Annotated in this window: 24 protein-coding genes and 2 pseudogenes; 17 read left to right on the top strand and 9 right to left on the bottom strand. The window is 41.8% G+C overall.

The window, feature by feature from the left end; genetic code table 11:
* Positions 1-161: 161 nt before the first annotated feature.
* Positions 162-1,457, bottom strand: coding sequence for an FAD-binding oxidoreductase (locus JCM14374_RS09510; RefSeq protein ID WP_369397340.1), 1,296 nt, complete (start codon positions 1,455-1,457; stop codon positions 162-164).
* Positions 1,458-1,838: 381 nt separating this feature from the next.
* Here JCM14374_RS09510 and murB point away from each other — a divergent pair, with 381 nt between their 5' ends.
* The 8 genes from murB to JCM14374_RS09475 all read left to right on the top strand — a co-directional run bounded on the left by murB (position 1,839) and on the right by JCM14374_RS09475 (position 8,481).
* Positions 1,839-2,720 (top strand): UDP-N-acetylmuramate dehydrogenase, encoded by an 882-nt coding sequence (murB, locus tag JCM14374_RS09505; RefSeq protein ID WP_369397339.1) that lies wholly within the window; start codon positions 1,839-1,841, stop codon positions 2,718-2,720.
* A gap of 76 nt (positions 2,721-2,796) precedes the next feature.
* Complete coding sequence (locus tag JCM14374_RS09500) at positions 2,797-4,518, top strand: B12-binding domain-containing radical SAM protein (RefSeq protein WP_054696531.1); 1,722 nt, start codon at positions 2,797-2,799, stop codon at positions 4,516-4,518.
* Positions 4,519-4,753: 235 nt separating this feature from the next.
* The gene (locus JCM14374_RS09495; RefSeq protein WP_054696528.1) at positions 4,754-5,395 is read left to right on the top strand and encodes a phosphatidylserine decarboxylase family protein; all 642 of its coding nucleotides are present in this window, start codon (positions 4,754-4,756) and stop codon (positions 5,393-5,395) included.
* A 114-nt stretch (positions 5,396-5,509) separates the two neighbouring features.
* On the top strand, positions 5,510-5,890 hold the full coding sequence (pssA, locus tag JCM14374_RS09490) for a CDP-diacylglycerol--serine O-phosphatidyltransferase (RefSeq protein ID WP_242848943.1): 381 nt from the start codon (positions 5,510-5,512) through the stop codon (positions 5,888-5,890).
* Positions 5,891-6,050: 160 nt separating this feature from the next.
* Complete coding sequence (locus JCM14374_RS09485) at positions 6,051-7,211, top strand: pyridoxal phosphate-dependent aminotransferase (RefSeq protein ID WP_242848942.1); 1,161 nt, start codon at positions 6,051-6,053, stop codon at positions 7,209-7,211.
* Positions 7,212-7,226: 15 nt separating this feature from the next.
* Complete coding sequence (locus JCM14374_RS09480; protein ID WP_054696522.1) at positions 7,227-7,700, top strand: PaaI family thioesterase; 474 nt, start codon at positions 7,227-7,229, stop codon at positions 7,698-7,700.
* 211 nt (positions 7,701-7,911) lie between these two features.
* A complete protein-coding gene (locus tag JCM14374_RS15785; protein WP_083454010.1) occupies positions 7,912-8,244 on the top strand; it encodes a hypothetical protein in 333 nt (110 codons plus the stop codon).
* A gap of 75 nt (positions 8,245-8,319) precedes the next feature.
* On the top strand, positions 8,320-8,481 hold the full coding sequence (locus JCM14374_RS09475) for a DUF1540 domain-containing protein (protein WP_207641618.1): 162 nt from the start codon (positions 8,320-8,322) through the stop codon (positions 8,479-8,481).
* Between the two features lie 189 nt (positions 8,482-8,670).
* Here the strand turns inward: JCM14374_RS09475 and JCM14374_RS09470 are convergent, their stop codons facing one another.
* Positions 8,671-9,402 carry an HD-GYP domain-containing protein gene (locus JCM14374_RS09470; protein ID WP_054696517.1) on the bottom strand — a complete coding sequence of 244 codons (732 nt, stop codon included), beginning with the start codon at positions 9,400-9,402 and terminating at the stop codon, positions 8,671-8,673.
* A 199-nt stretch (positions 9,403-9,601) separates the two neighbouring features.
* On the opposite strand from JCM14374_RS09470, the gene JCM14374_RS09465 reads away from it, so the two are divergent.
* Together JCM14374_RS09465 and JCM14374_RS09460 are read left to right on the top strand one after the other, a co-directional pair.
* The gene (locus JCM14374_RS09465; protein ID WP_054696514.1) at positions 9,602-10,159 is read left to right on the top strand and encodes an MBL fold metallo-hydrolase; all 558 of its coding nucleotides are present in this window, start codon (positions 9,602-9,604) and stop codon (positions 10,157-10,159) included.
* Complete coding sequence (locus tag JCM14374_RS09460; RefSeq protein WP_054696511.1) at positions 10,159-10,485, top strand: hypothetical protein; 327 nt, start codon at positions 10,159-10,161, stop codon at positions 10,483-10,485. Before JCM14374_RS09465 ends, JCM14374_RS09460 begins: the two co-directional genes overlap by 1 nt.
* On the opposite strand, the gene JCM14374_RS09455 is transcribed toward JCM14374_RS09460, so the two are convergent.
* The 5 genes and pseudogenes from JCM14374_RS09455 to JCM14374_RS09435 all read right to left on the bottom strand — a co-directional run bounded on the left by JCM14374_RS09455 (position 10,477) and on the right by JCM14374_RS09435 (position 15,142).
* Positions 10,477-11,679, bottom strand: a complete 1,203-nt coding sequence (locus JCM14374_RS09455; protein ID WP_054696508.1) for a GGDEF domain-containing protein — start codon at positions 11,677-11,679, stop codon at positions 10,477-10,479. The genes JCM14374_RS09460 and JCM14374_RS09455 overlap by 9 nt on opposite strands.
* A 204-nt stretch (positions 11,680-11,883) precedes the next feature.
* Positions 11,884-12,650: pseudogene (locus JCM14374_RS09450) on the bottom strand (amino acid ABC transporter ATP-binding protein).
* A gap of 11 nt (positions 12,651-12,661) precedes the next feature.
* Positions 12,662-13,303, bottom strand: coding sequence for an amino acid ABC transporter permease (locus JCM14374_RS09445; protein WP_054696505.1), 642 nt, complete (start codon positions 13,301-13,303; stop codon positions 12,662-12,664).
* Between the two features lie 95 nt (positions 13,304-13,398).
* Positions 13,399-14,051, bottom strand: a pseudogene (locus tag JCM14374_RS09440) (amino acid ABC transporter substrate-binding protein).
* A 326-nt stretch (positions 14,052-14,377) separates the two neighbouring features.
* A complete protein-coding gene (locus tag JCM14374_RS09435) occupies positions 14,378-15,142 on the bottom strand; it encodes an enoyl-CoA hydratase/isomerase family protein (protein WP_054696502.1) in 765 nt (254 codons plus the stop codon).
* A gap of 158 nt (positions 15,143-15,300) precedes the next feature.
* Between JCM14374_RS09435 and JCM14374_RS09430 the strand changes: the two genes are divergently transcribed.
* From JCM14374_RS09430 to JCM14374_RS09415, 4 genes are all read left to right on the top strand, one after another.
* Positions 15,301-15,687 (top strand): transcriptional regulator, encoded by a 387-nt coding sequence (locus JCM14374_RS09430; RefSeq protein WP_054696499.1) that lies wholly within the window; start codon positions 15,301-15,303, stop codon positions 15,685-15,687.
* A complete protein-coding gene (locus tag JCM14374_RS09425) occupies positions 15,684-16,682 on the top strand; it encodes a sigma-54 interaction domain-containing protein (protein ID WP_172674201.1) in 999 nt (332 codons plus the stop codon). Before JCM14374_RS09430 ends, JCM14374_RS09425 begins: the two co-directional genes overlap by 4 nt.
* A gap of 217 nt (positions 16,683-16,899) precedes the next feature.
* Positions 16,900-18,243 carry an acetyl-CoA hydrolase/transferase family protein gene (locus tag JCM14374_RS09420; RefSeq protein WP_054696492.1) on the top strand — a complete coding sequence of 448 codons (1,344 nt, stop codon included), beginning with the start codon at positions 16,900-16,902 and terminating at the stop codon, positions 18,241-18,243.
* A 156-nt stretch (positions 18,244-18,399) separates the two neighbouring features.
* Positions 18,400-19,257, top strand: a complete 858-nt coding sequence (locus tag JCM14374_RS09415; protein WP_054696487.1) for a DegV family protein — start codon at positions 18,400-18,402, stop codon at positions 19,255-19,257.
* Here JCM14374_RS09415 and JCM14374_RS09410 read toward each other — a convergent pair.
* Positions 19,252-19,689 (bottom strand): YaiI/YqxD family protein, encoded by a 438-nt coding sequence (locus JCM14374_RS09410; protein ID WP_054696484.1) that lies wholly within the window; start codon positions 19,687-19,689, stop codon positions 19,252-19,254. The two genes, JCM14374_RS09415 and JCM14374_RS09410, sit on opposite strands and share 6 nt — an antisense overlap.
* Before the next feature lie 52 nt (positions 19,690-19,741).
* On the opposite strand from JCM14374_RS09410, the gene JCM14374_RS09405 reads away from it, so the two are divergent.
* Positions 19,742-20,005 (top strand): DUF4491 family protein, encoded by a 264-nt coding sequence (locus JCM14374_RS09405; protein ID WP_054696481.1) that lies wholly within the window; start codon positions 19,742-19,744, stop codon positions 20,003-20,005.
* A gap of 80 nt (positions 20,006-20,085) precedes the next feature.
* Here JCM14374_RS09405 and JCM14374_RS09400 read toward each other — a convergent pair whose 3' ends face one another.
* On the bottom strand, positions 20,086-20,940 hold the full coding sequence (locus JCM14374_RS09400) for a DegV family protein (RefSeq protein ID WP_054696478.1): 855 nt from the start codon (positions 20,938-20,940) through the stop codon (positions 20,086-20,088).
* 249 nt (positions 20,941-21,189) lie between these two features.
* Between JCM14374_RS09400 and JCM14374_RS09395 the strand changes: the two genes are divergently transcribed.
* Together JCM14374_RS09395 and JCM14374_RS09390 are read left to right on the top strand one after the other, a co-directional pair.
* Complete coding sequence (locus tag JCM14374_RS09395; RefSeq protein ID WP_054696475.1) at positions 21,190-21,729, top strand: HD-GYP domain-containing protein; 540 nt, start codon at positions 21,190-21,192, stop codon at positions 21,727-21,729.
* Entirely contained in the window at positions 21,717-22,280 is a 564-nt protein-coding gene (locus JCM14374_RS09390; RefSeq protein ID WP_172674200.1) for an HD-GYP domain-containing protein, read from the top strand. The genes JCM14374_RS09395 and JCM14374_RS09390 overlap by 13 nt, the downstream gene beginning before the upstream one ends.
* Positions 22,281-22,304 lie beyond the last annotated feature (24 nt).

Raw genomic sequence — 22,304 nt, 5'->3', positions numbered from 1 at the left:
CATACAGGGTTACACTTCAACACAGATTAAAACTAATTATACAGCGGTTTGTCTTATCCTAAAGTTCCAAAAGTAATCTGTGACAAGAGAACCGTCCCCTTGTCACCGTCCCCTTGTCACCCCATTTGACCAATCTGTATCTGTCTGTGGTTAATCAATTCTTAAAACAGCTTTCCGGGGTTCATTATGCCTTTATCGTCGAAAGCCTTTTTTACTTCATTCATATATTTAACAGCCAGTCCATGCTCCAGTTCAGCGTATTGTCTTCTCACCGCGCCTACACCGTGTTCGCCGGTAGTGGTGCCTTCAAGTTCCACCGCCATACGGTGAATTTCATCCACCAATTGCAATACTTTTTCGACCTCCTCGGGATTTTCAGGATTAATGACCGGGGCGGTATGCACATTACCATCACCGATGTGGCCATAATTAACAACCTTAATTCCGTACTTGTCCCCGAGCGCTCTGATAGTACGCAGGGTGTCAGCCACCTTAGATAATGGCACCGAGATGTCTTCACCGGCAAATATACGGCTGCCGTCTGGTCTGACTCGAGCGGCGGCAGTGGCTGTAACGCTGCGGCCTTCCCATAACTGGGCCATCCGTTTGGGTTCGGTCGACCATTCAACCTGACGAGCTCTGCGTCCTGCTACTTCTTTAATAATACTGCCTTCATACTCAACACTTGGCGGATTGCCATCCACTTCAAACAAGAGTATAGCTTCAGCCTGGGGAAGGTTTATTTCCGGTTTAAACTGATTTACTGCGTTTATAGCCGAACTGTCCAAAATCTCAATACCAGATGGCAGAATGCCGGCCTGGTATGTTTCCAATACAGTGGCTGGCGCGTCATCCAAATTATCAAAGACCGCCATAGCAATACCACGAGCTTTGGGTTTGGGCCAGCAGCGCAGCCTGATGCGGGTGACCACCCCCAGAACTCCCTCAGAGCCCACCATTAATTTGGTTAGATTTAACCCCGATACATTTTTGATACAACGGGCTTTTATTCCGCCTGTTGTGATAACATCTCCATTAGCAAGGACTACTTCAAGCCCCAGTATATACTGTTCGGTGGTGCCGTACTTGACCGCTCTCAGGCCACTGGCATTATTGGCTACCATGCCGCCCACCGTACACATTTGACTGCTGCCCGGGTCGGGCGGGAAAAAGAGATTAAATTTTGCCAATTCATCATTTAATTTAGCGTGGATAACACCGGGACGGACCAGAACCTGCATATTTTTTGCGTCAATTTCTACAATCTCATCCCAGGTAGAAAGGTCCATGACAATGCCGCCCTGCATGGCGATACAGCCTCCGGTTTCACCAGTCCCTGCTCCGCGCGGTACTACCGGTATACCATTTTCATAAGCCAGACGCATAACTGCCTGAACTTCCTCAGTAGAACGGGGCATAACCACCGCGCTGGGATTTAAAGGTTTAAGCTTGGTCAAAAAGAGCTGTCGTAGGAGTAATACATCAGGTCCAGATCATCGCTCAATACTTTTTCCGGCCCTAAAATCTTAATCAGCTCTTTTTTTAATTCCGCTTTATCCAATCTAATCCTCCTCCCGGAAAATTGTAGGTAAAATACGATAAATAATAGTTAATCGCAGGAAATTGTCAGATTTAGACTAATCAAAGTCCCTGCCTATTATATCACAAAGGTTGCGCTGGGGATTATAAAACTACTGTGAATACGGTATAATTTAGACGGCAATTGTAAATCCAGGATAGATTTAATTACACGTAATAAATAATAAGGTGTTTCCGTAGAATGATTTTAGATAATAATATGGTAGTGTTGCGATTAACCATATCTCAGGTTGTAAAATATGGCGCAGCATTCATTTGTTCATAAAGGAGCAGCCATGTATTCTATATTTGCCGACTTATTATCACCAGAACAAATAAGAATAAAAGAACCCATGAGCTTGCATACCAGCTTTAAAATCGGCGGACCGGCGGATATTCTCTTGGAGCCCAACACAGTAGGGCAAGTTGAAAATATTATTAAACGCTGTATGGAAAACAGACTTCAATTTACCATAATTGGCGCCGGAACAAATGTGCTGGTCAGGGACAAAGGTATAAGGGGAGTAGTTATTAAGCTCGGAGAAAAACTTAATTCTGTTAACATAACAGGGGATAAGATAACCGCTGAAGCCGGTATTGCTTTGTCTGAATTGGTCAGAATCGCCGCTCGGCATGGTTTAAGCGGGATAGAATTTGCCGAAGGTATACCGGGTACTCTTGGCGGTGCAGTGGTTATGAATGCCGGCGCCTATGAGGGAGAAATGCAGGATGTACTCCTGGAGGTTAAAGCATTAAGTCCCGCTGGGCAAATTAAGCATTTTAAGGCTGTAGAACTTAACCTCAGTTACCGTTACAGCATATTTCAAGAAAACCAATATATAGTGCTGGGTGCGACGCTGCAATTAAAAGAAGATAATATAGATGAAATAATGACCAGGATTAATGATTTCCATTATCGACGTTTTGATAAACAACCCATGGAAATGCCCAGTGCGGGCAGTACCTTCCGGCGTCCTGAGGGCCATTATGTTGGTCCTATGATAGAGAAACTTGGTTTAAAAGGATACCGGGTGGGCGGCGCTCAAGTGTCAACCAAACATGCCGGCTTTATAGTAAATACGGGCAATGCCACGGCTGATAATGTCCTGCAGTTAATCGCTGAAATCCAGGCCAGTCCATAAGGAATTTGGAGTGGAATTGCGGCCTGAACTTAAGATAATAGGCGAAGAATAACCGCCTGAACCTATGGAGCACCAGATGAAAATAGTTTTATGTGCCTTGAATGCCAAATATGTTCACTCGTCACTGGCATTGGCTTATCTGGAAAGCTATTGTAAAAGTGATGAATGGCAAATAGAATCAGCTGAGTTTACCATTAACGATCATTTAGATTCCATTTTATCCCGCCTTTTTGCTCTCCAACCCAAAGTAATCTGTTTTTCCTGTTATATTTGGAACATTGAATATATTTTACGTCTGGTTAGTGATATCAAGAAAATTTTGCCGCCAATCACTACAGTTTTAGGAGGACCTGAAGTAAGCTTTGATGCTGAGGATTTGCTGCGAGAAAATCCGGACATAGACATAATAATCCGCGGGGAAGGGGAAATCATCCTAAAGGAATTGCTTACCGCCCTGAAATACAACTTGCCTCTGAGAGAGGTTCGTGGTATAGCATTCCGTCAGGATACTGAGTTAAGGTCAAATCCTGACCAGCAATTAATAAAAATATTGGACCATATTCCCAGCCCATATGCTGGAGATATGGCCCGTTATAAAGGCAAAATTACTTATTATGAAACATCCAGGGGTTGTCCATTTAGGTGCGCATATTGTCTTTCCGCAGCCCAACCCGGAGTACGTTATTTTTCACTGGAAAGAGTGAAAAAGGATTTGGCAGCGCTTTTTGAGTCAGGATGCCGAGAGATCAAATTCGTCGACCGCACCTTTAACTGTAATGAAAAAAGGGCCACTTCCATTATGGAATATATTATCAATCAAAAGCCGTCCTGCCGTGTTCACCTGGAAATATGCGCCGACCTTATATCGGATGATTTCATGAATTTCCTGCTGCAGATACCTGCTGGCATATTCGCGTTTGAAATAGGGGTGCAGTCAACTAAACCTGAAACCCTGCGAGCGGTTAACCGAAAATGTGATTGGCAGCGTTTTTACAGCAATGTGCAAAAACTACAGGCACAGGGCAACATTCATTTGCATCTGGACTTGATAGCCGGTCTTCCTTTTGAAACCTATAGTAATTTTTCATATTCATTTAACCAGGTCTATAATCTGCAGCCTGACCACATACAATTAGGATTCCTGAAACTCCTGAAAGGATCACCTTTGCGTGAAATTGCCGAATATTACAGTTACGAGTTTCAAAATCATCCTCCCTATCAGATTTTGAACAGTAAATACATTTCATATTCAGAAATTACCCGCCTGACACAAATAGAAAAATTATTAGAGCTATACTACAACAGCAGAGACTTCAAATTATCCCTCAACTACATTGTAAATGAGATATATAAAGGGGAGGCATTCAGTTTCTATACTGATTTCGCAGACTTCTGGCACAAAGAGGAATTATTTACCAGGGGGCATCGTAAAGATGCCGAATATAATTTCTTAATGAGGTTTGTTGAAGAAAACCATGCTGGTTATTCAACTGTTGTAAACGAAAAATTGAAATACGATTATCTTAGCAATTACCATATGCAGATGTTGCCTGCGGCCTTGAAATCATACAATCCGCCTGACATCAAAGTTCAGTTCAGACATATAGTACGCAATCAGGAATTGTTAGCCAGATATAAATTCACAGCGGAGAAGACTGAATTAAAAAGAATGCTTCATCTGGAATACTTCATTGTTGACCCGGTATCAGGGCAAAAATTCACTGAACCCAATCCCTTTCTTTTTTACTATAATTCTAATGAACGTTTTTCAAGTCGGGTAATTAATATCTCCATTTAGTAAACTTGTGCTTATATCGTATATGCTCGATATAATGCATTTCGCACACAATATATTGAGTTGAATAATCATTTATTTAAGAATAATTTCAGAGTAAAGATCGGATAGTGTAAAAAAGACTCTGAGTATACGCTTAGATTTAGCTGGATTTATGTCTGATTTAATAATATTATGGTCTATAGGTCAGGTTGAAAAAGCTGTGAATATAATCATAAATTTGATTGGAGATCATTAAATGTCTCATGATGAATTTATAGCTCGGGAAGGTTGGCCATATATATTTATTAGTCTGGCTTTGGCTGCCTTTCTTTATTGCTTTGGTTTTAAATGGTTACCTGTAATACTGGTGCTCTTAGCATCCTTTTCCATCTTCTTTTTTCGTAATCCTAAACGTCAGTCTCCATCGGATCCGAACATGGTGCTTGCTCCTGCGGACGGAAAAGTTATGGAAATACGGCAGGTGGAGGAGGAAAAATATATACAGGGTCAGGCTATTAAGGTCAGTATTTTCTTGAATATCTTTAATGTACATATTAATCGGATGCCTACTACCGGGCAGGTAGAGTGGATTAAGAAAGACGGCAATTCATTTTTACCTGCTTTCAAAAAGGAGGCCAGCCTGCATAATGTACGGAATTATCTAGGAATAAGCAGTCCGGCTGGTAAGATATTGGTCGTTCAAATAACCGGGATTATAGCCAGAAGATTGGTCTGCTGGGTGAATCCCGGTGATAAACTGCAGGGCGGAGAAAGATTTGGTCTCATAAAATTTGGCTCATGTACCGAGTTATATTTGCCTCTCGAGACTGACATTAAAGTGGTACCTGGCCAAAAGGTAAGGGGAGGGGAGACGGTCATTGGTATCATTACTCACTAGCAGAGGTGCTAATATAGTTACTCTCAGCAATTTGATCCTTGGGTCTATCTCGCTAATTTGTACCATTAATCATAATTTTCGTATGGCAGCCATTTTAATTCTGGCAGCGTTATTATGGACGGTATGGATGGCAGAATAGCGCGGCGCTTTAATTCCACTTCGGAATTTGGCAGAGAATTAGATTCCCTGTGTGACCTGGTATCGTTTGGGGTAGCACCGGCAGTATTGCTGTATGCTCAGGTTTTGGATTACCATACAGGATGGTTGGGTTTGTTGGCGGCAGTGTTTTATATTGGCTGCGGAGCTTATCGTTTGGCCAGGTTTAATGTACTTAAGATAGATGATTATTTCGTTGGCATACCCATTACTCTAGCCGGAGCTTTAATGGCCTTTGTATCTATAGGAGCGCAGACCCTGGGATTTATTTTTACCATAATATCCCTGCTGATTGTATCGTTTTTAATGATAAGCACTATCAGAATTCCTAAATTATAACCAGGTATTAAATGAAAGATGTAAAACTAAGGGCTCCATAGCTAATACATTAAATATTAATATTTTAACTTTTATTATCTACTGGTTGTGGATCCCTGTTTAAAAAAAGGGAAAGTCACAGCTTTTTTGTTTTGATATATAAAATATGGGAGGGTTAAATGTGCAAGCCAGCAGGACTGATAACATAAGTTCGTTTATTGTTATGGATGTATTGGAAAAAGCCAAGTTAATGGAAGCTCAGGGAAATGAAATCATTCACCTGGAAGTTGGAGAACCAGATTTTCCGACGCCCGAACCAGTTACGGAAGCAGCTATAAAGGCACTACGAAAACAGGATACGCATTATACTCATAGTTTGGGTAAACTTGAATTGCGCGAGGAAATAGCAGCTTATTATTGGAGAAAATTTAGGGTTGATATATCTCCTGAACAGATACTGGTTAGCTCGGGGACTTCACCGGCCATGCTTCTGGTATTCTCTGTTTTATTGGAGCAGGGCCGGGAGGCAATTTTGCCTAACCCGTATTATGCGTGTTATCCTAATTTTATTCGTTTTCTTAATGTTGAACCGGTGTTCTTACCGACTAATGAAGATAATGGTTTCAAAATGCGCCCTACTGAAGTTCAAAAACTAATAAATCCTTCCACCAGGGCGGTTATGATAAATTCTCCCGCCAATCCCACCGGGGTGGTTATGTCAGCAGAAGATTTAAAATCACTGGCTGCTCTGGATACCAGTATTATTTCTGATGAGATATATCAAGGTCTGGTCTATGAAGGGGAAGAGCACAGCATACTCGAATACAGCCAGGACGCTTTTGTTATCAATGGCTTTTCCAAACTATTTGCCATGACCGGGTGGCGCTTGGGTTATCTTATAGCTCCGCGTGAATATATGCGTTCATTGCAGAAGATGCAGCAAAACCTGTTCATATGTGCATCATCATTTGCTCAGGAAGCAGGGATAGTAGCTCTCAGGGATTGCGAGGATCACGTGCAGAAAATGCGGGCAACATACGACCAGCGGCGGCGTTATCTGCTGGCGCGTTTGCGGGATATGGGCCTGGCAACCAGGGTAGAACCTACAGGTGCCTTTTATGCCCTGGCAAATGTAAAAGAATACACCAGGGATTCATATTCATTCGCCTTCGAAATCTTAGAAAAAGCCAGGGTAGCTGTTACACCAGGCATTGATTTCGGCTCTAGTTGCGAAGGATATATTCGTTTATCTTATGCCAATTCACTTGATAATATAAAAGAGGGTATGGATCGTTTAGAAAAATTCTTGAAGGAATATCAAACAAAAATGGCAGCGGATTAATGAGGAGGATATTAAATGGACAAGCAACCTAGTTCCAGAAGCTGTTTTGTATGTGGCCGTCAAAATGATTTTAGTTTAAAAATGAATTGGTATAACGACCACGAAGCTCAACAGATTAAAGGCGAAGTAGTTGTTCCCGATCAATATAACGGCTATCCCGGTTTTGTTCATGGAGGAATTGTGGCTACAATTTTGGATGAAACCTCAGGGAGAGCGGTAATGCTCGATGGAGATATTAACAGTCTGTTTGTTACCACTCACCTTGAAGTGAAGTACCGTCGTCCAACTCCTACCGGACAGCCATTAACAGCAGTAGGATGGGTACTAAGGCAGGATAAGAACCGTGCGCGTGTAGCCGGCGAAATCAGACTGGCTGATGGAACAGTAACAGCCTCCTGCAAAGCGATTGTCATGAGAGCACCGCAGAAATACCTCGAAGCTTGGAATTGGCAAGACGAAGCTCCGTTTTGGAAGGTCTATGAAGACTAAAAATTAAAAAACACCTTGACAGAACATGTGTTCGTGGTTATATTTAAGCCAGAACAGTTGTTCTGGGGGGTGTAATTTATGTTGGCTGGAATGGGTAAAAAGGACTTAGCCCAGGCTGCATTTGCTGCGGCTTTTATGTTTGGTGTTACATATATCATGGCTGTAAGCTTCTTTTTGATCTAAATTCCTATTATTAATAACAGGGAGTTGAATTGAAACGTCTGAACAGGAAATAGTCTTTAGAGGCTTAGTTGAAGCTGCTGGTCGGGTTGTATCGATAAAAGCTGCAGAAAATAAGTATCAAATTATTAAGATTGATATTGGAAACCTGGCAGAAAACATCAGAATCGATGATCATATTTCTGTCAATGGCATATGTCTAACTGTAAAAGATATACAGGAATCGGTTATTACCGTTCATGTTTGGCTGGTTACAGCCATTAAAACTAATATTATTACTCTAAAAACCGGTGATTTTGTAAATCTGGAAAGGAACCGTGCCGGCCAGATTTATCAGAATTGCTTCATTAAAAGGGATGGGTAAAACTTACCACCATTATTCATAATCGTACCGAAAATGGGAAAAATGACAGAAAGAAATAAGGTGGTGATATATAAATTGAAAACTTCCGAGATAAAAGTTAAATGCAGTGTAACCAATTGCATTTACAACCAAAGCAGGATGTGCCATGCCGATACTTTACAAGTGGATGCCATGGGTGACGGTTTAGCCGAAACCGCAGATGGAACCTGTTGTTCGACTTTTGAAAACCGCAGTTAAATTAATAACTGTCCACAGTCAGGCGGATGACGAGCTTCATCCGCCTTGTTTATTATATTGACCACCCATCTTTGCAGTCCTTTGGAAATGTTGGTTGAGTCTTAATTAATGCGGGAAATCCGGTTTTAACCTTATGCAGATTATATTATCATGCAGTTGAATCTGTGTTAATCGGTGGCAATTTTCTTACTAAAATACTATATTATTCAGTTTCTCCCGGCAGCTAATAAACAAAATAACCAGATCAGGATCAAATTGAGTCCCTGCATTGATTATTAATTCATTCACAGCTTTTTCCGGATCCATGGCTTTACGGTAGGGACGGTCACTGGTCATGGCGTCATAGGCATCAGCAACAGCCAGGATGCGGCAGGCGAGAGGAATTTCACTTTCTTTTAACCCTAAAGGGTATCCCTTACCATTCCATCGTTCATGGTGTTTTAATATCCAATCTGCAATGTGGGTCAGGTCAGGAGCTGAGAGGGCAATACGATATCCGATAGCGCAGTGTCTTTGCATAATACAGTATTCCTCTTCATTTAGAGGACCAGGTTTTGACAGTATATGGTCTGGTATGCCTATTTTGCCTATATCGTGGAACTGAGCCAGCAATCGTAAGTCGTGAATTTCCTTATCAGTGCATCCTGATGCTGCAGCAAGTATTGATACCATTTCCTGCATACGGTTGGCATGACCCTCGGTTACATGATTCCTGGCTTCAACAGTTTTCATTAAAGCCTCATAACAGCCTTCTTTATAATCCTTAAGCAGTGATCGATAAAAGCGGGTTTTACTGCACAACAGTATTGCAGTTATTGCCAGGAATATAAGTAAAAGAACAGCTAATACTACGCTGGGCAATTGCGGATCAACTTGAGATAATACTAACCCAAATGATAAACTGTGACTGTTATAACCCATAACATTCACCTCGCTTATTATTGACATCCAATTTAGCATATGTGAAAGTTCATTTTAACGTACCATATTTTTCCTATAACGCTCTTTGGTATAATTACATGCAAATTTGCTATGATTAATTTAATGCGAGTAAGATATTAATTTGTGTAAGCTGTGAAACCTGTGTAATTTTAATGATTGGAAAAGGAGAGGAAATGCAATGAAGCGGTTAAGCGATAATATATTATTGCTTGGAAATACAAATTTTAATTATTATCTGGCAGGCCAAAAAGAAGCGGTAATAATAGAATGTGGTATGACCGCGGGGGTATCGCTACTGGCTGAACAATGGGCAAGTTTGCCCCAAAAACCTGAGGTTAAATACATTCTGGCCATGCATTCGCATTTCGATCATGTTTGCGGTATAGCCATGCTTAAAACCCTGTTCCCGTCTGCTCTGGCAGTTGGAAGTGCGCGCACGCAGAAAATATTGACCTCGGACAAAGTAAAGCAGGCTCTGAAAAGGGCTGATGATATCGTAACCGCAGCCTATATCAAAAATGGATTATTAAAAGAAAAACCCGCTGATCTAAATATAGAATTATTGGGGATTGATTTGTGCGTAGGGGATGGTGATTCTTTGAACCTGGGTAATGATTTAAAAATAGATATTTTTGAAACTCCTGGACATAGTCCCTGTTCCATATCCGCATACTTTGAGCAGGACAAAGCGATGTTCTTGTCCGATGCGGCAGGATATCGTGATGATTCAGGCTGATGTCTCCCGTTTTCTTTCAGGATTATGAATTATATATAAACAGCATAAAAAGGATTATGGATATTCCCACTGAGATATTAGGGGTCGGGCATGGTAAAGTCTGTACCGGCAAAGAAGTACAGGAGTATTATAAGGACGGCCTTTTGGCTGCCCAAGAAGCTTTTGCAGAAATAAAATCCAAGCTTGAAAAAGGTATTAGCGAGGAAGCAGTAACAACGGAACTGTTTGCAAAATATATTACAGGTGCTCTGGCTTATTATCCGGAAGATATGATGCTGGGTTCTATGTACCAGTTAGTTAAGAGTGTTAAGAACTGTTTAACTTAAGGCACTATCGTTTTCGATGCGATTGCGGCCGTTGGCTTTAGCCTTATAGAGAAGATTATCAACCCGGTTCAAAAATATCCACATACTTTCATGTTTGAATTCGCTGACCCCGCCGCTTATAGTAACGTGTAAACCTTCATAGTTCCAGGTTAAAGCAGCTATGTTCAAACGCAGTCTTTCGGCGATAGCTATGGCCCCCTGGAGGTTTGATTCAGGAAGCAGCACCAGGAATTCTTCGCCTCCGTATCTTCCCACCATATCGGTGTTCCGTACGGTATTCTTAATTGTTTGGGCTACCTGCTGCAGGACTTCATCTCCAGCCAGATGCCCATAAGTATCATTAACAGATTTAAAATGATCCAGGTCTAAAAGTAGAATTGAGAGGGGACCATCCTGTTCCCGCGAACGGGCGATTTCCATTTCCAGGCAGTGTAGAATATGTCTGCGGTTAAAGATACGGGTTAAACCATCTGTTATTGATACCAATTCCAGCATAGCCTTTTCATCCAACAGCATATGATTGAGCTGTTCAGCCTTATCATAGGCTTCGCTCAGTTCCTGATTCTTAACCCGCAGCAAGCGGGCTTGTTGATTTATCTCATGCTTTTGCGCTTCAACCTGGGACAGGTATAACTTAACCCTGGCGCTCTCCTGATTGTATTCGTTTATTACCAGCAGAACCAGAAGCAAATTGGCCAGGCACGATATGATCAGACCCGACCACATATTAATATATTGGGTTGATTGTCGATGATATTCGAGAACCGTATCCGGATAGCGAAATTCTATGTAAACCAGAGCGCTGGCCATTATAAAAAAGACAATCAAGAAATAAAACCTGCGCCGCGGTGGAAGTAAAAGAGCAATCATCGCTGACAGGACTACCATCTGCATACCAACCGTTCCCGAAGTTCCGCCCAGAATGAACCACATTGCCGGGTAAAAAACAAAAGCCATAAATAATAAAGTTACAAACGCAGGAAAGATTTTAATTGTCATGGACAGATAATACATGCAGACTAAAAATACGGTAAAAGTAAAAGTAATAAACATCTCGCTGTATAAACCCAACAATAGATTACTGATACTGGTGCTAACTCCAATAAATATACCTACTAAAGCCAGCAGGTTAAAAACCCGGTGCCGCAGGGGAAACTCCAGTTCGCTGCCGATAAATCTGGCAAGCCAATTCATAATGCAACAGTCCTTTTATTATCAAGATATGGTTTTAATAATGGCAGTAAAAAACATTTCAAGTTTTTAATAGCAAATTCCTGCAACAAATCCTATTCATGCTGATAAATATTTGCAGTAAAAATGGATGAGAAGTTCTGAAAGTGATTAGCGTCTAAAAGATGGGCCGATACAATAATGGTCAAAAGAGGTGAATATTTTATACTACCAGGCGGTAAGTACCGTACCGAGGAAACTCCTGGTGCGTTCATGATGCGGATTTGCGATAACGTCTTCCGGATTGCCTTCCTCAACTATCAGACCGTCATCCATGAAAATAATCCTGTCACTTACCTCACGCGCGAAGCCAATCTCATGGGTTACAACTATCATAGTGCGATGTTCCAGGGCCAGGTCTCTTATTACCCTTAAGACTTCACCGGTCAGTTCTGGGTCCAGGGCTGAGGTAGGTTCATCAAAACACAGTATATCAGGTTCATAGCCAGGGCGCGGGCTATCGCTACCCTTTGCTGCTGACCACCGGACAGTTCAAAGGGATATCGCCGGGCCTTATGGGCAAGCCCCACCTTCTCCAATAATGCCAGGGCGGTTTGTTCTGCTGCTTTGGCGTCACAATTCTGCACGAGAATGGGAGCTAGAGTCAGATTTTGCAGGACTGATTTATGAGGAAAAAGGTTGAAGTTCTGAAATACCATACCCATCTTGCGGCGCAAACGCGCGATGTCATTTTCATTGCCGTAATGTGCCCGTTTATCAGCCCCGGTGGATACCATGATTTCACCTTCAATTTCAATCAAGCCGCGGTCAATAGTCTCCAGGCGGTTTAAACATCGCAATAATGTGCTTTTACCCGATCCTGAAGGTCCGATTATGGAGATTACCTCTCCTTTTTTCACCTGCAGCGTTACGCCTTTTAAGACCTCTAAATGGCCAAAGCTCTTATAAATATCCAGGGCTTGCAGCATGTACATAGAATTAACTCCTAACGATAGTAATCAAATTTAACTTCCATCCATTTAAAAAACTGCTGAACCAATGCTGTCATAAGCAGATAAAATACTGCCGCGATTAAAAAAGGAATGAAGGAATCATCACGCAAGACCGCTGTTTTGGCTACCCTTAAGACTTCGCTGATAGCCAGTATATATATCAAGGCGGAGTCTTTTACAAGATTGATAACTTCATTGCCAATCGGAGGCAACACTCGTTTAAATACCTGGGGCAGTACAATTTTACTCATAGTCTGTTTGCGATTCAGACCCAATACATCTGCAGCCTCATATTGGCCCTGGTCTATGGACTGGATGCCGGAACGAAAAATTTCCGCAAAGTAAGCCGAATAATTTAACACAAAAGCCAGGAGCGCAGCCGGGAAACGTTCCAAACGCAGGCCCACCGTCATAAGTCCAAAATAGAAAAAAAGCAGCTGTAATAATAATGGAGTTCCGCGAAACAACCAGACGTAAAATTCCATAAACCAGCGCAGCGGCTTCCAGTGTGAAAGACGCGCTATGCCCATCAGCACACCTACAGGCAGCGCCAGTACCAGGGTGAGAAAAAATAACTGCATGGTAACTGCCCAGCCGTTAATCATGGGCGGCAGCAGCATCATAATATAGTCCATATATGTCCCCTTAGAGAAAATAAGAATATGACAGGCTAACAGCACCTTACTGATAGCCTGTCCGTGCAAACCAGGTTATATTTAAAACTCAATCATTATTTCTTTATGATATCTTCGCCAAACCAGCGTTGTGATACTTTACCGGCTGTCCCGTCGGCTTTCATGGCATCAAGCACTCTGTTCAGCTCAGCCAAAAAAGCCTTGTCGGTCTTTCTTAGGCCAACCGCAAAATCCTCTATGCCGAAGTTGTCCTCCAGGATCCTGTATTCGCCGGGGTGTTTTGCGATATAGTAACGACCCACTACTTCATCTACGACAACCGCTTGCAGTCCACCGCCTTTAAGATCGCGCAGAGCCAGATCATTGCTTTCAAATTCCAGGAGATTATTTTTTATGACCTCGTACGTAGCCTTATCAGCCTTAACCGCATCCACTGCGCTGCTCTGAGCCTGAATGCCTATTTTTTTGCCAGCCAGATCAGCTTTTCCATTAATCGTAGATTCGGGTGTAACAACAATTATTTGGCGATCCTGAATGTAGGGACTGGTAAACAGCATCTGTTTTTTCCGCTCTTCCGTAATGCTGAGTCCGTTCCAGATAACATCTATATTCCCGCCGTTCAATTCTTCAACTTTGGTTTCCCATACAATAGGCTGAAACTTAACTTCCACTCCCAAACGTTGGCAGCCTCTTTGGCCAGATCAATATCAAACCCCACAATATTGTTTTTCTCATCTCTGAAACCCATTGGGGGGAAGGCATCATCCAACCCAATAATAAAATAACCCTTTTCCTTAATGTCTGTCCATGAACTGTCTGTCTTAACGGGGGAAGCATTCTTTCCGCCATCCTCAGCTTTGGAGCCACAGCCGCCGATCACCAGGCCCAATGCCAAACACAATACGAGGATAAGTACTAGATTTCTTTTCACTACGACAACCTCCTTTTAGGAATTATGAATATCTAATTATCATTATTCTAGTTTAGTAAAAATAATAAGTAAAGCCAGTGGCGGGATGCAGGTTCTTTTAGCCGCAATCAGCATTATAATAGTTGAAGAGCAATAGTTTTGTTTTATTCCATAGACTTTTGGATTTTACGCAGGGTATGCTTAACATTTTCATCAACAAAGGCGCCGCTGAACGGATGCCAAGCGCAATCGTCAAGAGCCTGTCTCATTAGACGGGCATGCGGCATCCTGTGCCGGTATTTCAACATTATGAAAGGCCTGCCTGGAGTATCGATTAAAGCACAGACTTTGTCTTTAGCCTTTGCAATTAATGATTCGTTATCTTCAAGCAATTCATCAATTATACCGATATCTACAGCATGAGCAGGGTTAATCATCCGGGCGGAAAAAATGATATCTTTATAGTTTTTGACTGTTCCCAGCCCATAGCGCATAACTTCTGTTTGCACCGGCGGAAGTGACAGACCTATGTTTATTTCGCTCATACCGATTTTAATCTTTGGATTATTAAGCGCTAAAATGTAATCACAAGCCAGGGCATAGATAAGTCCGCCCGCTACCGTATGTCCATTCAAGGCTGCCACTACCGGCTTGGAACAGGTAAAAAGCTTAAGCAGAACTTCTTCTTCATATTTAAACCAATTAGTGACCTCATCTTCAGTTTGAAAATTATAGAAGGCAGGCAGGTAAAAACCGCTGGAAAAGAATCTGCCGCTGCCTGTCAATACCAAACCTTTAATTGATTCCTCACTATTTAATCGGTCAATTGCATTTTCGAGCTGCTGCAAGATCTGCATGGAGATAGAATTGGTTTTTTCATGATTTAAGGCCGCAATCATGATGTTGTCAACAGTGTTTAAGTCCAGCACCTGGTCTAACCCCTTCCTGGTTTTCTTTTTGATTAAATTCGCCCCTATAAGGATATTTCCTTCTTGGAAAATTTCGTTTAGTACAGTCTTATCGCTTTTTCGATATACAGTATTTAATATATAAAGTAGAGATAGCCATTGAAAGTGGGGGATAGTTAATGAATTTAAATGAGTTGACCCCTAGGGATTTAGAGATTGTCGAGGGGATTTTTACCGGCATAGAAGGAGCGTTAATAATTGATAAAGAGGGTATAGTCAGGGTTTTTACCGATTATTACATGCGGGAATCGGGTTTGAAAAAGGAAGAGGTTTTAGGCAAACGGGTTGATGAAGTATTTCCCCATACCAGAATGTTAGAGGTACTAAACACCGGCAAACCGATTATAGCAGATTTGTGGGAACTGAACGGCAAATATCAAATCGTTTCCCGAGTACCGATTTTGAGCGATGGCCGGATAATTGGCGCCCTGGGAATCAGTATTTTCAGGTATAAGGATGAAGCCAGAGTTTTGCCAGGCGGGTTGACCAAATGTTTTCCGAATTGAAATATTACAAGGAAGAGATGCGCAAAATTTTTGGCGCCAAGTATTCACTGAGCGCAATTATTGGAGAAAGCCAGGCCATAAGTGAAGTCAAAGAGATGGTTAAAATAGTAGCTCCTTTAAATAATCCGGTTTTAATCTATGGTGAAACTGGAACCGGCAAAGAGCTATTCGCCCATGCCATTCACCAGGAAAGTTCAAGAAGGGAAGGCCCATTTATTCGAGTTAATTGTGCTGGCATACCTGACAATTTGCTAGAATCAGAGCTGTTTGGTTATGAAGAGGGTGCTTTTACGGGCGCGCGTAAAGGCGGCAAACCAGGCAAGTTTGAGTTGGCTAATAACGGCAGCATATTATTGGATGAAGTTAGTGAACTGTCATGGATGGCTCAAGCCAAATTGTTGCGGGCTCTGCAGGAAAATGAAATTGAAAGGGTAGGGTCTACCGAAATAATACCGGTAAATGTCAGAGTCATTTCAGCTACCAATGTTCCCCTCAACGAACTGGTTACCCAGGGCAAATTCCGCAAGGATCTTTTCTTCCGCTTAAACGCTTTTAATCTGAAAATACCTCCCTTGTCCGAGCGTATTGAAGATATACCTTTGTTGTGTCAGCATTTTATCGACAATTATAACCGCGAGAACGGAGGCAAGGTAGAGCACTTGAATGATGAGGCTCTGAAACTGCTTGCTGATTATCATTGGCCCGGAAATATCAGAGAACTAAATATTGTTATTGAGAGGGCTTGTACCGATGCTCGCAAGGGTATAATTACAGTCGATAACCTGCTGCGTTTTTCCAATGAATCCACACGAAGGAAGACCGAAGAATACAGCGGGTTTGACATAAAGGAAGCCAAAAGGGAAGCGGAAAAAGCCACTATCATTAGGGCATTGAAAGCCAGTAATGGCAATAGAACCAGGGCGGCTCAACTCCTTGGGATCAGCAGATCATCGCTTTATAATAAGATGGAGCAACTAAACATGGAAATTATCTAAAGCCCTATAATGTCAAAATATTAAGACGATTAGTCCATTTTCTTGTACAGTGAGTAAAGGCCCAAAACCTTGGAAAAATTTTAACTGTGCAAAAATTTTGACTTTTGAATAAATATATAGCTTGGGTTAATACGGATATAACCTCTTCCTGCAAATGGCACTAAATTTGCATCATTTAAGGATGGGCAGCCAAATTTTTAAGGGGGAGGTTTTATTTATGGTAATGCTAGAGAGAAAATTAAGAGAAATGAAGTATGCTTCAGTAAAGGAAGAATACCGGAGCAAGCTGCGCAGTCCTGATGAAATGGCGTCAATGATTAAAAGCAATGATGTTATTTTAGAACCCGGCGGAATAAACATTCCGCATGATTTCCATGTAGCCCTCAGTACCAGGGCGAAAGAGATTCGTAATGTAACCATCTGTTTGGGGCTGGCTCTGAAATTGTATGATTTTATGAAACCGGAATACAAAGAAAATATTCATATTGAAACACCATTTGTTGGACCTGTGGAAAGGATGCTGATTGAATGGGGAACGGCTTCATATATTCCGCAGCATTTGAATCAGTTGGGACCATGGCAGGAAGCAAGAAAACCTAATGTTGTTTCTATGGTAGTAACCCCTATGGATGAGGATGGCTATTTCAACCGATCCTGCTTTGGAGGGCTGGTTCCCAACAAGGCCATTGCTAACGCGGATTTGGTTCTGGTCGAAGTAAATCCCAAAACACCCTGGTTGGAAGGGGAGGAACTAAAGATCCACATTTCCAATGTGGATTACATTTGCGAAAGCAATGCCGATCTGGTTGAAATTCCAGACATACCGATAACTGATATCGAACGCCAGATAGCCGCCTATATAGCTGATATGATACCGGATGGATCTACAATTCAGTTAGGCCTTGGAGGACTGGCCAATGCCATCGGATATTTTTTGCGTGATAAGAAAGACCTGGGGGTTCATACCGAGGTTGTTCAGAAATCATTTATGGATTTAATGAAAGCCGGAGTGGTAAATGGCTCCAAGAAAAACTTTTATCCGGGCAAGGTTTTGGCTACTTTTTGCGTGGGGGACAGTGAATTGTGGAAATATGTAGACCATAATGACAGTTTCTTATTCACTGAAGTTGAGTATAATAATAATCCTTATATAATTGGCAAGAATGATAACCTTGTTTCAGTCAACAATGCCCTGTGTATGGATTTAGTTGGGCAGGTCGGAGCAGAATCCATTCGCCACCGTCAATACAGCGGAACCGGAGGCCAGATGAATTTTATCCAGGGGGCAGGGCTGTCTCAGGGCGGAAAGAGTATAATTTCCCTGAATTCCACCTGGAAAGATAAAGAAGGAAGGCTGCGATCAAGCATTGTACCTTTTATGCCGCCAGGTACTATTGTAACGACCCCGCGGTCCGAGGTTGAGTATGTAGTTACTGAATATGGGGTAGCCTACTTGAAATTTAAAAAGGTAGCGGATCGGGTCAAATCAATGATAAAAATTGCTCATCCCGATTTCAGAGATGAACTGACGTTCCAGGCCAAACGTTTTTGGAAGGAATAGCTGACTCAAGGAAAGCCAATTATTTACCGGTATTATAATAAACCTCCGGCTAAGCTGGAGGTTATTTTCTTTTTGGTTTGAATTCCTCTGCTAATGTAAAGGAATTAATAAGACTTTCTAGAATTATTATCCCTATTAATATATGGGAGGTCTTTCATGGGCATAAAGGTTATTAGTGACAGTACATCATATATAAATGTTAAAACACAAAGAGAATTGGATATTGATTTAATTCCGCTCAGTGTTCAATTCCCCGATGAATCATTTCTGGAAACTGAAGTAGACTACGACTATTTTTATAAAAAGGTAGAACAGACCGGTATTATTCCCACATCGTCCCAGCCCTCCCTGGGTTTAATTATGGACAAATTCCGCGAAATTGTCTCCAGGGGTGACGAGGTTTTAGCGATTTTCATTTCTTCAGCCATGAGCGGGACCTATGCTACCGCTCTCAAGGCTAAAGAAAAGGTTCTGCAGGAATTTCCTCATGCTGTTATTGAAATTATGGATTCTTATACCAACTGTATGGCTTTGGGTATGCAGGTGGTCGCGGCGGCTCGCGAAGCTAAAATGGGCAAAAACATGACAACTGCACTGCAAGCAGCTCATTTTGTGCGCGAACATGTGCGTTTTTACTTTGTGCCCGAAACCTTGGAATATCTAAAAAAGGGCGGACGTATTGGCACCGCTTCAGCGCTGCTTGGATCAATACTGCAGATAAGACCAATACTTACTGTGGATATGAAGAAAGGGATGACGCATTTAACTGAAAAGGTTAGAGGGACTAATGCCGCTATCAAACGTATGCTGGAATTCATGGAAGACGACCGCAAAAAATACGGTTTAAAGGAAATCCTGATTCATCATATCAATGCTCCGGAAAAAGCCGAACATTTACGTAAAGTTCTGTTGGATCGTTATGGTCTTCCGGTTGATATCTGTTCTATCGGACCGGTTATAGGATTGCATACAGGATTGGGAACCGTAGGGTTTGTCTATTACACAGAATCATAAATTAGCGGTTATTATTTGTTCGAGCTTATCGGCAAAGCGCTTATCATCAGCAGCAGTTCTTTTACGCGGGCCTTTGGTGCGCCCTCCGGCTCGGCGTACTTTACTTTTAATTTCTCTTTCCTCCAGTAAAAAGTCAATGGTTTGGGAAAGGTACACACGGCCAGCGGGGCTTACGGCTAAAGCTCCCTTACCCAGTATTATAGCTGCCAGTCCCCAATCCTGGGTAACAACTATGTCTTTGCTTCCGGTAAGGTTCACAACTTTCAGATCAGCTTCCTGGGCGCTATTGCCAACCACTACATGGTGATCGGATTCGATGTGATGATTGAAGCTGGCCACAGTCCACACGGGTATATTATATTTCTTTCCCATTTCCATGCAGATTTTCAGAACAGACCGGGGACAGGCATCACCATCAACAATAATTTTCATAAATTTTCACCTGATAACAAATTACTTGGAACCATTCAAAGGGGAGATAAAATTGAAATACTATGGAGTTTTATTTGGTTTATATGTGCTGTTTACGATTGGTATGTACCACATCCTAATAGTAAAGCTGGAAGCGAAGTTTGGCACATGGCCGTGGATCGGATTTCTGATATTAGGCATCCTGTGCCTTTATATAAGCATTATAAGTAATAGTATCGGCTGGTCCATGTTGTGGGGTTATAATGCTTTTGTAAACCTTTGGTCGGTTAAAGAAATGTTTGATCAACAAAAACGTTCTAAAACTAATGCAGCATAGATTAAAAAGATCATCGCGGCGGATTAATACCCTTGAAGATTATCAGGCGCAGCGAAGCACTCAATGATAGAGAACCTTTCTTAGAACAAAGGTTCTCTAGATTCAAAGAATACTGAAAATGTCCCAGGTCCAACATGAGATCCGATAACCGGTCCGATTTCACCTATTATCACCTCGCTGGCGGCAAATAATTCACGCATTTTGGCCTGAAGATATAAAGCGTCATCCAGACAAGAGCTGTGGCATATACCCAAAGTCTGTGTATCCAGTTTGTGGCCCATTTTCCCCATAACCTCCAGGAGTTTGTTAATAGCCCCTGCGTGACCGCGTGCTCGGTCAAAAGGAACGATCCTTCCCTTTCCCTCAATGTGTAAAACCGGTTTAATTCCCAGGGTTCCCGCAATCAAGGCTTTAGTTTTTGAAAGACGTCCGCCTTTTATTAACGCTTCAAGATTTCCCACTACAAAGATGCAGCGCAGGTGATGCTGCATTTCTTCCATGCGTTGTTTAATAAACTGTACATCCGCACCTTTTTGCGCCAAACGCGCCGCCTCCAGGACCATAAGGCCTTCCCCAACCGAAGCTTTAAGAGAATCAATAACATGAATATGGCTGTCTCCCATCATCTGTACAGCCAGGCTAGCTGATTGCACCGTTCCGGAAATACCTGATGAAAGATGGATGCTGATAACCTCATTATTATCATTGCGCGCCTTTTCATAAGCAGCTATAAAATCACCGGGTGAAGGCTGATTGGTGCTGGGTAAAAAGGGGGAAACCTGCATGCGGGAATAAAACGATGCATTATCAAAATTATCCGGTGGTATTTCCTCGTCCCCAAACCGTACCCGTAATGGAACGACAGCAATATCATAAGCCTCTAGCAGCGTTTGGGGAAGATCACAGCTATTATCACTAACGATTTTTATACCCAATAAATATCATCTCATTTTCAAAATGTTAATAAATGTTAGAAACAGATATGGGATTCTAACTAATACTAATCATAACACTAAGTTTTTGCAACATTTTATTAGCAGTTACTAATTCGATGATTTATGAAATATTCGACAGTTTACGATATATTGTTTAAGAATACATAGAGTTTTTACGATGATTAATTTATCATTAAAAGAAGCTGTTCTAATTCTACCACTATATACAAAACAGGGCGGGTGAACTATTTGCGGAAGATTTCCCTGAATTATGCCAGCGTTGGCATGCTGTTGGGACGAAGTATAATTGACAGTGATGGCAATATTCTGCTCAGGACCGGAGTGGAACTTGATGAGTATTATATTAACCGTTTATTTGAACTTGGCATTAACTACATATATATTCGCGATCCTGAATTGGATGATATCGAAGAAGAAGATGTAATCTCAGAAGAAACCAGGATTAATACCGTTAAGCTGGTTAAAAAAACCTTTAGCCAGCTGCAGCAGGACCGCAAGATTAATACCATGGCCCTGCGCAGAATTGTCAACAATATGTTGGATGAAATTTTGGATAATTCCCATGTATTACTGAGCATTTCAGATATATCTACACTTGATAATGTTATATTTTATCATTCGGTCAGCGTTTGCACCCTTTCTCTTATGACCGGAATCACCATGAGATATGACGAGTACAAATTAAAAGAATTGGGAATTGGCGCGTTATTACATGATATCGGCAAATCCCTGATTGACCTGACATCGTTAAACGGGTGGGAAATTTAAGTGAAGAAGAGTATATCGAGTTGTCCAAACATCCTGAACAAGGATATGCGATCATCAGGCAGTATCCTGACCTGTCGTTATTATCTGCTCATGTCGCCTATCAGCATCACGAGCGTTGGGATGGCAAAGGTTATCCCCGTCAGCTCGCGGAAAAGAATATCCATGAATATGCCCGTATAGTAGCTGTAGCAAATACTTATGACAATCTTATGACTGATAGGCCAAACCGGCCGCCCTATCAGGTTAATCAGGCTATTAATCTAATTAAACATATGTCTGGCAAATATTTTGATCCTAACGTAGTCACCGCTATGATTGCCAACATTGCCACTTATCCGCTGGGGAGTTTTATAAAACTAAACACCGGAGAAATAGGGGTAGTATCACACATAAATGCGGATAATCCGCATAGACCTGTTATCCGCATAATTATAGACAACCTGATGCGCAGGGTAAAACAACCTCATGAAATAGATTTATCACAGATGTCAACCATATTCCCGGTTGAAGTTGTAAACGAACAGGAACTGCATAAACTGCTGACCAGTTAACGATGGAGCAAGGGATCGGTGATA

The organism is Syntrophomonas palmitatica JCM 14374 (assembly GCF_001311885.1).
In the GTDB taxonomy this organism is placed as follows: domain Bacteria; phylum Bacillota; class Syntrophomonadia; order Syntrophomonadales; family Syntrophomonadaceae; genus Syntrophomonas_A; species Syntrophomonas_A palmitatica.
This window is presented reverse-complemented; position numbering and strand designations above follow the sequence as displayed.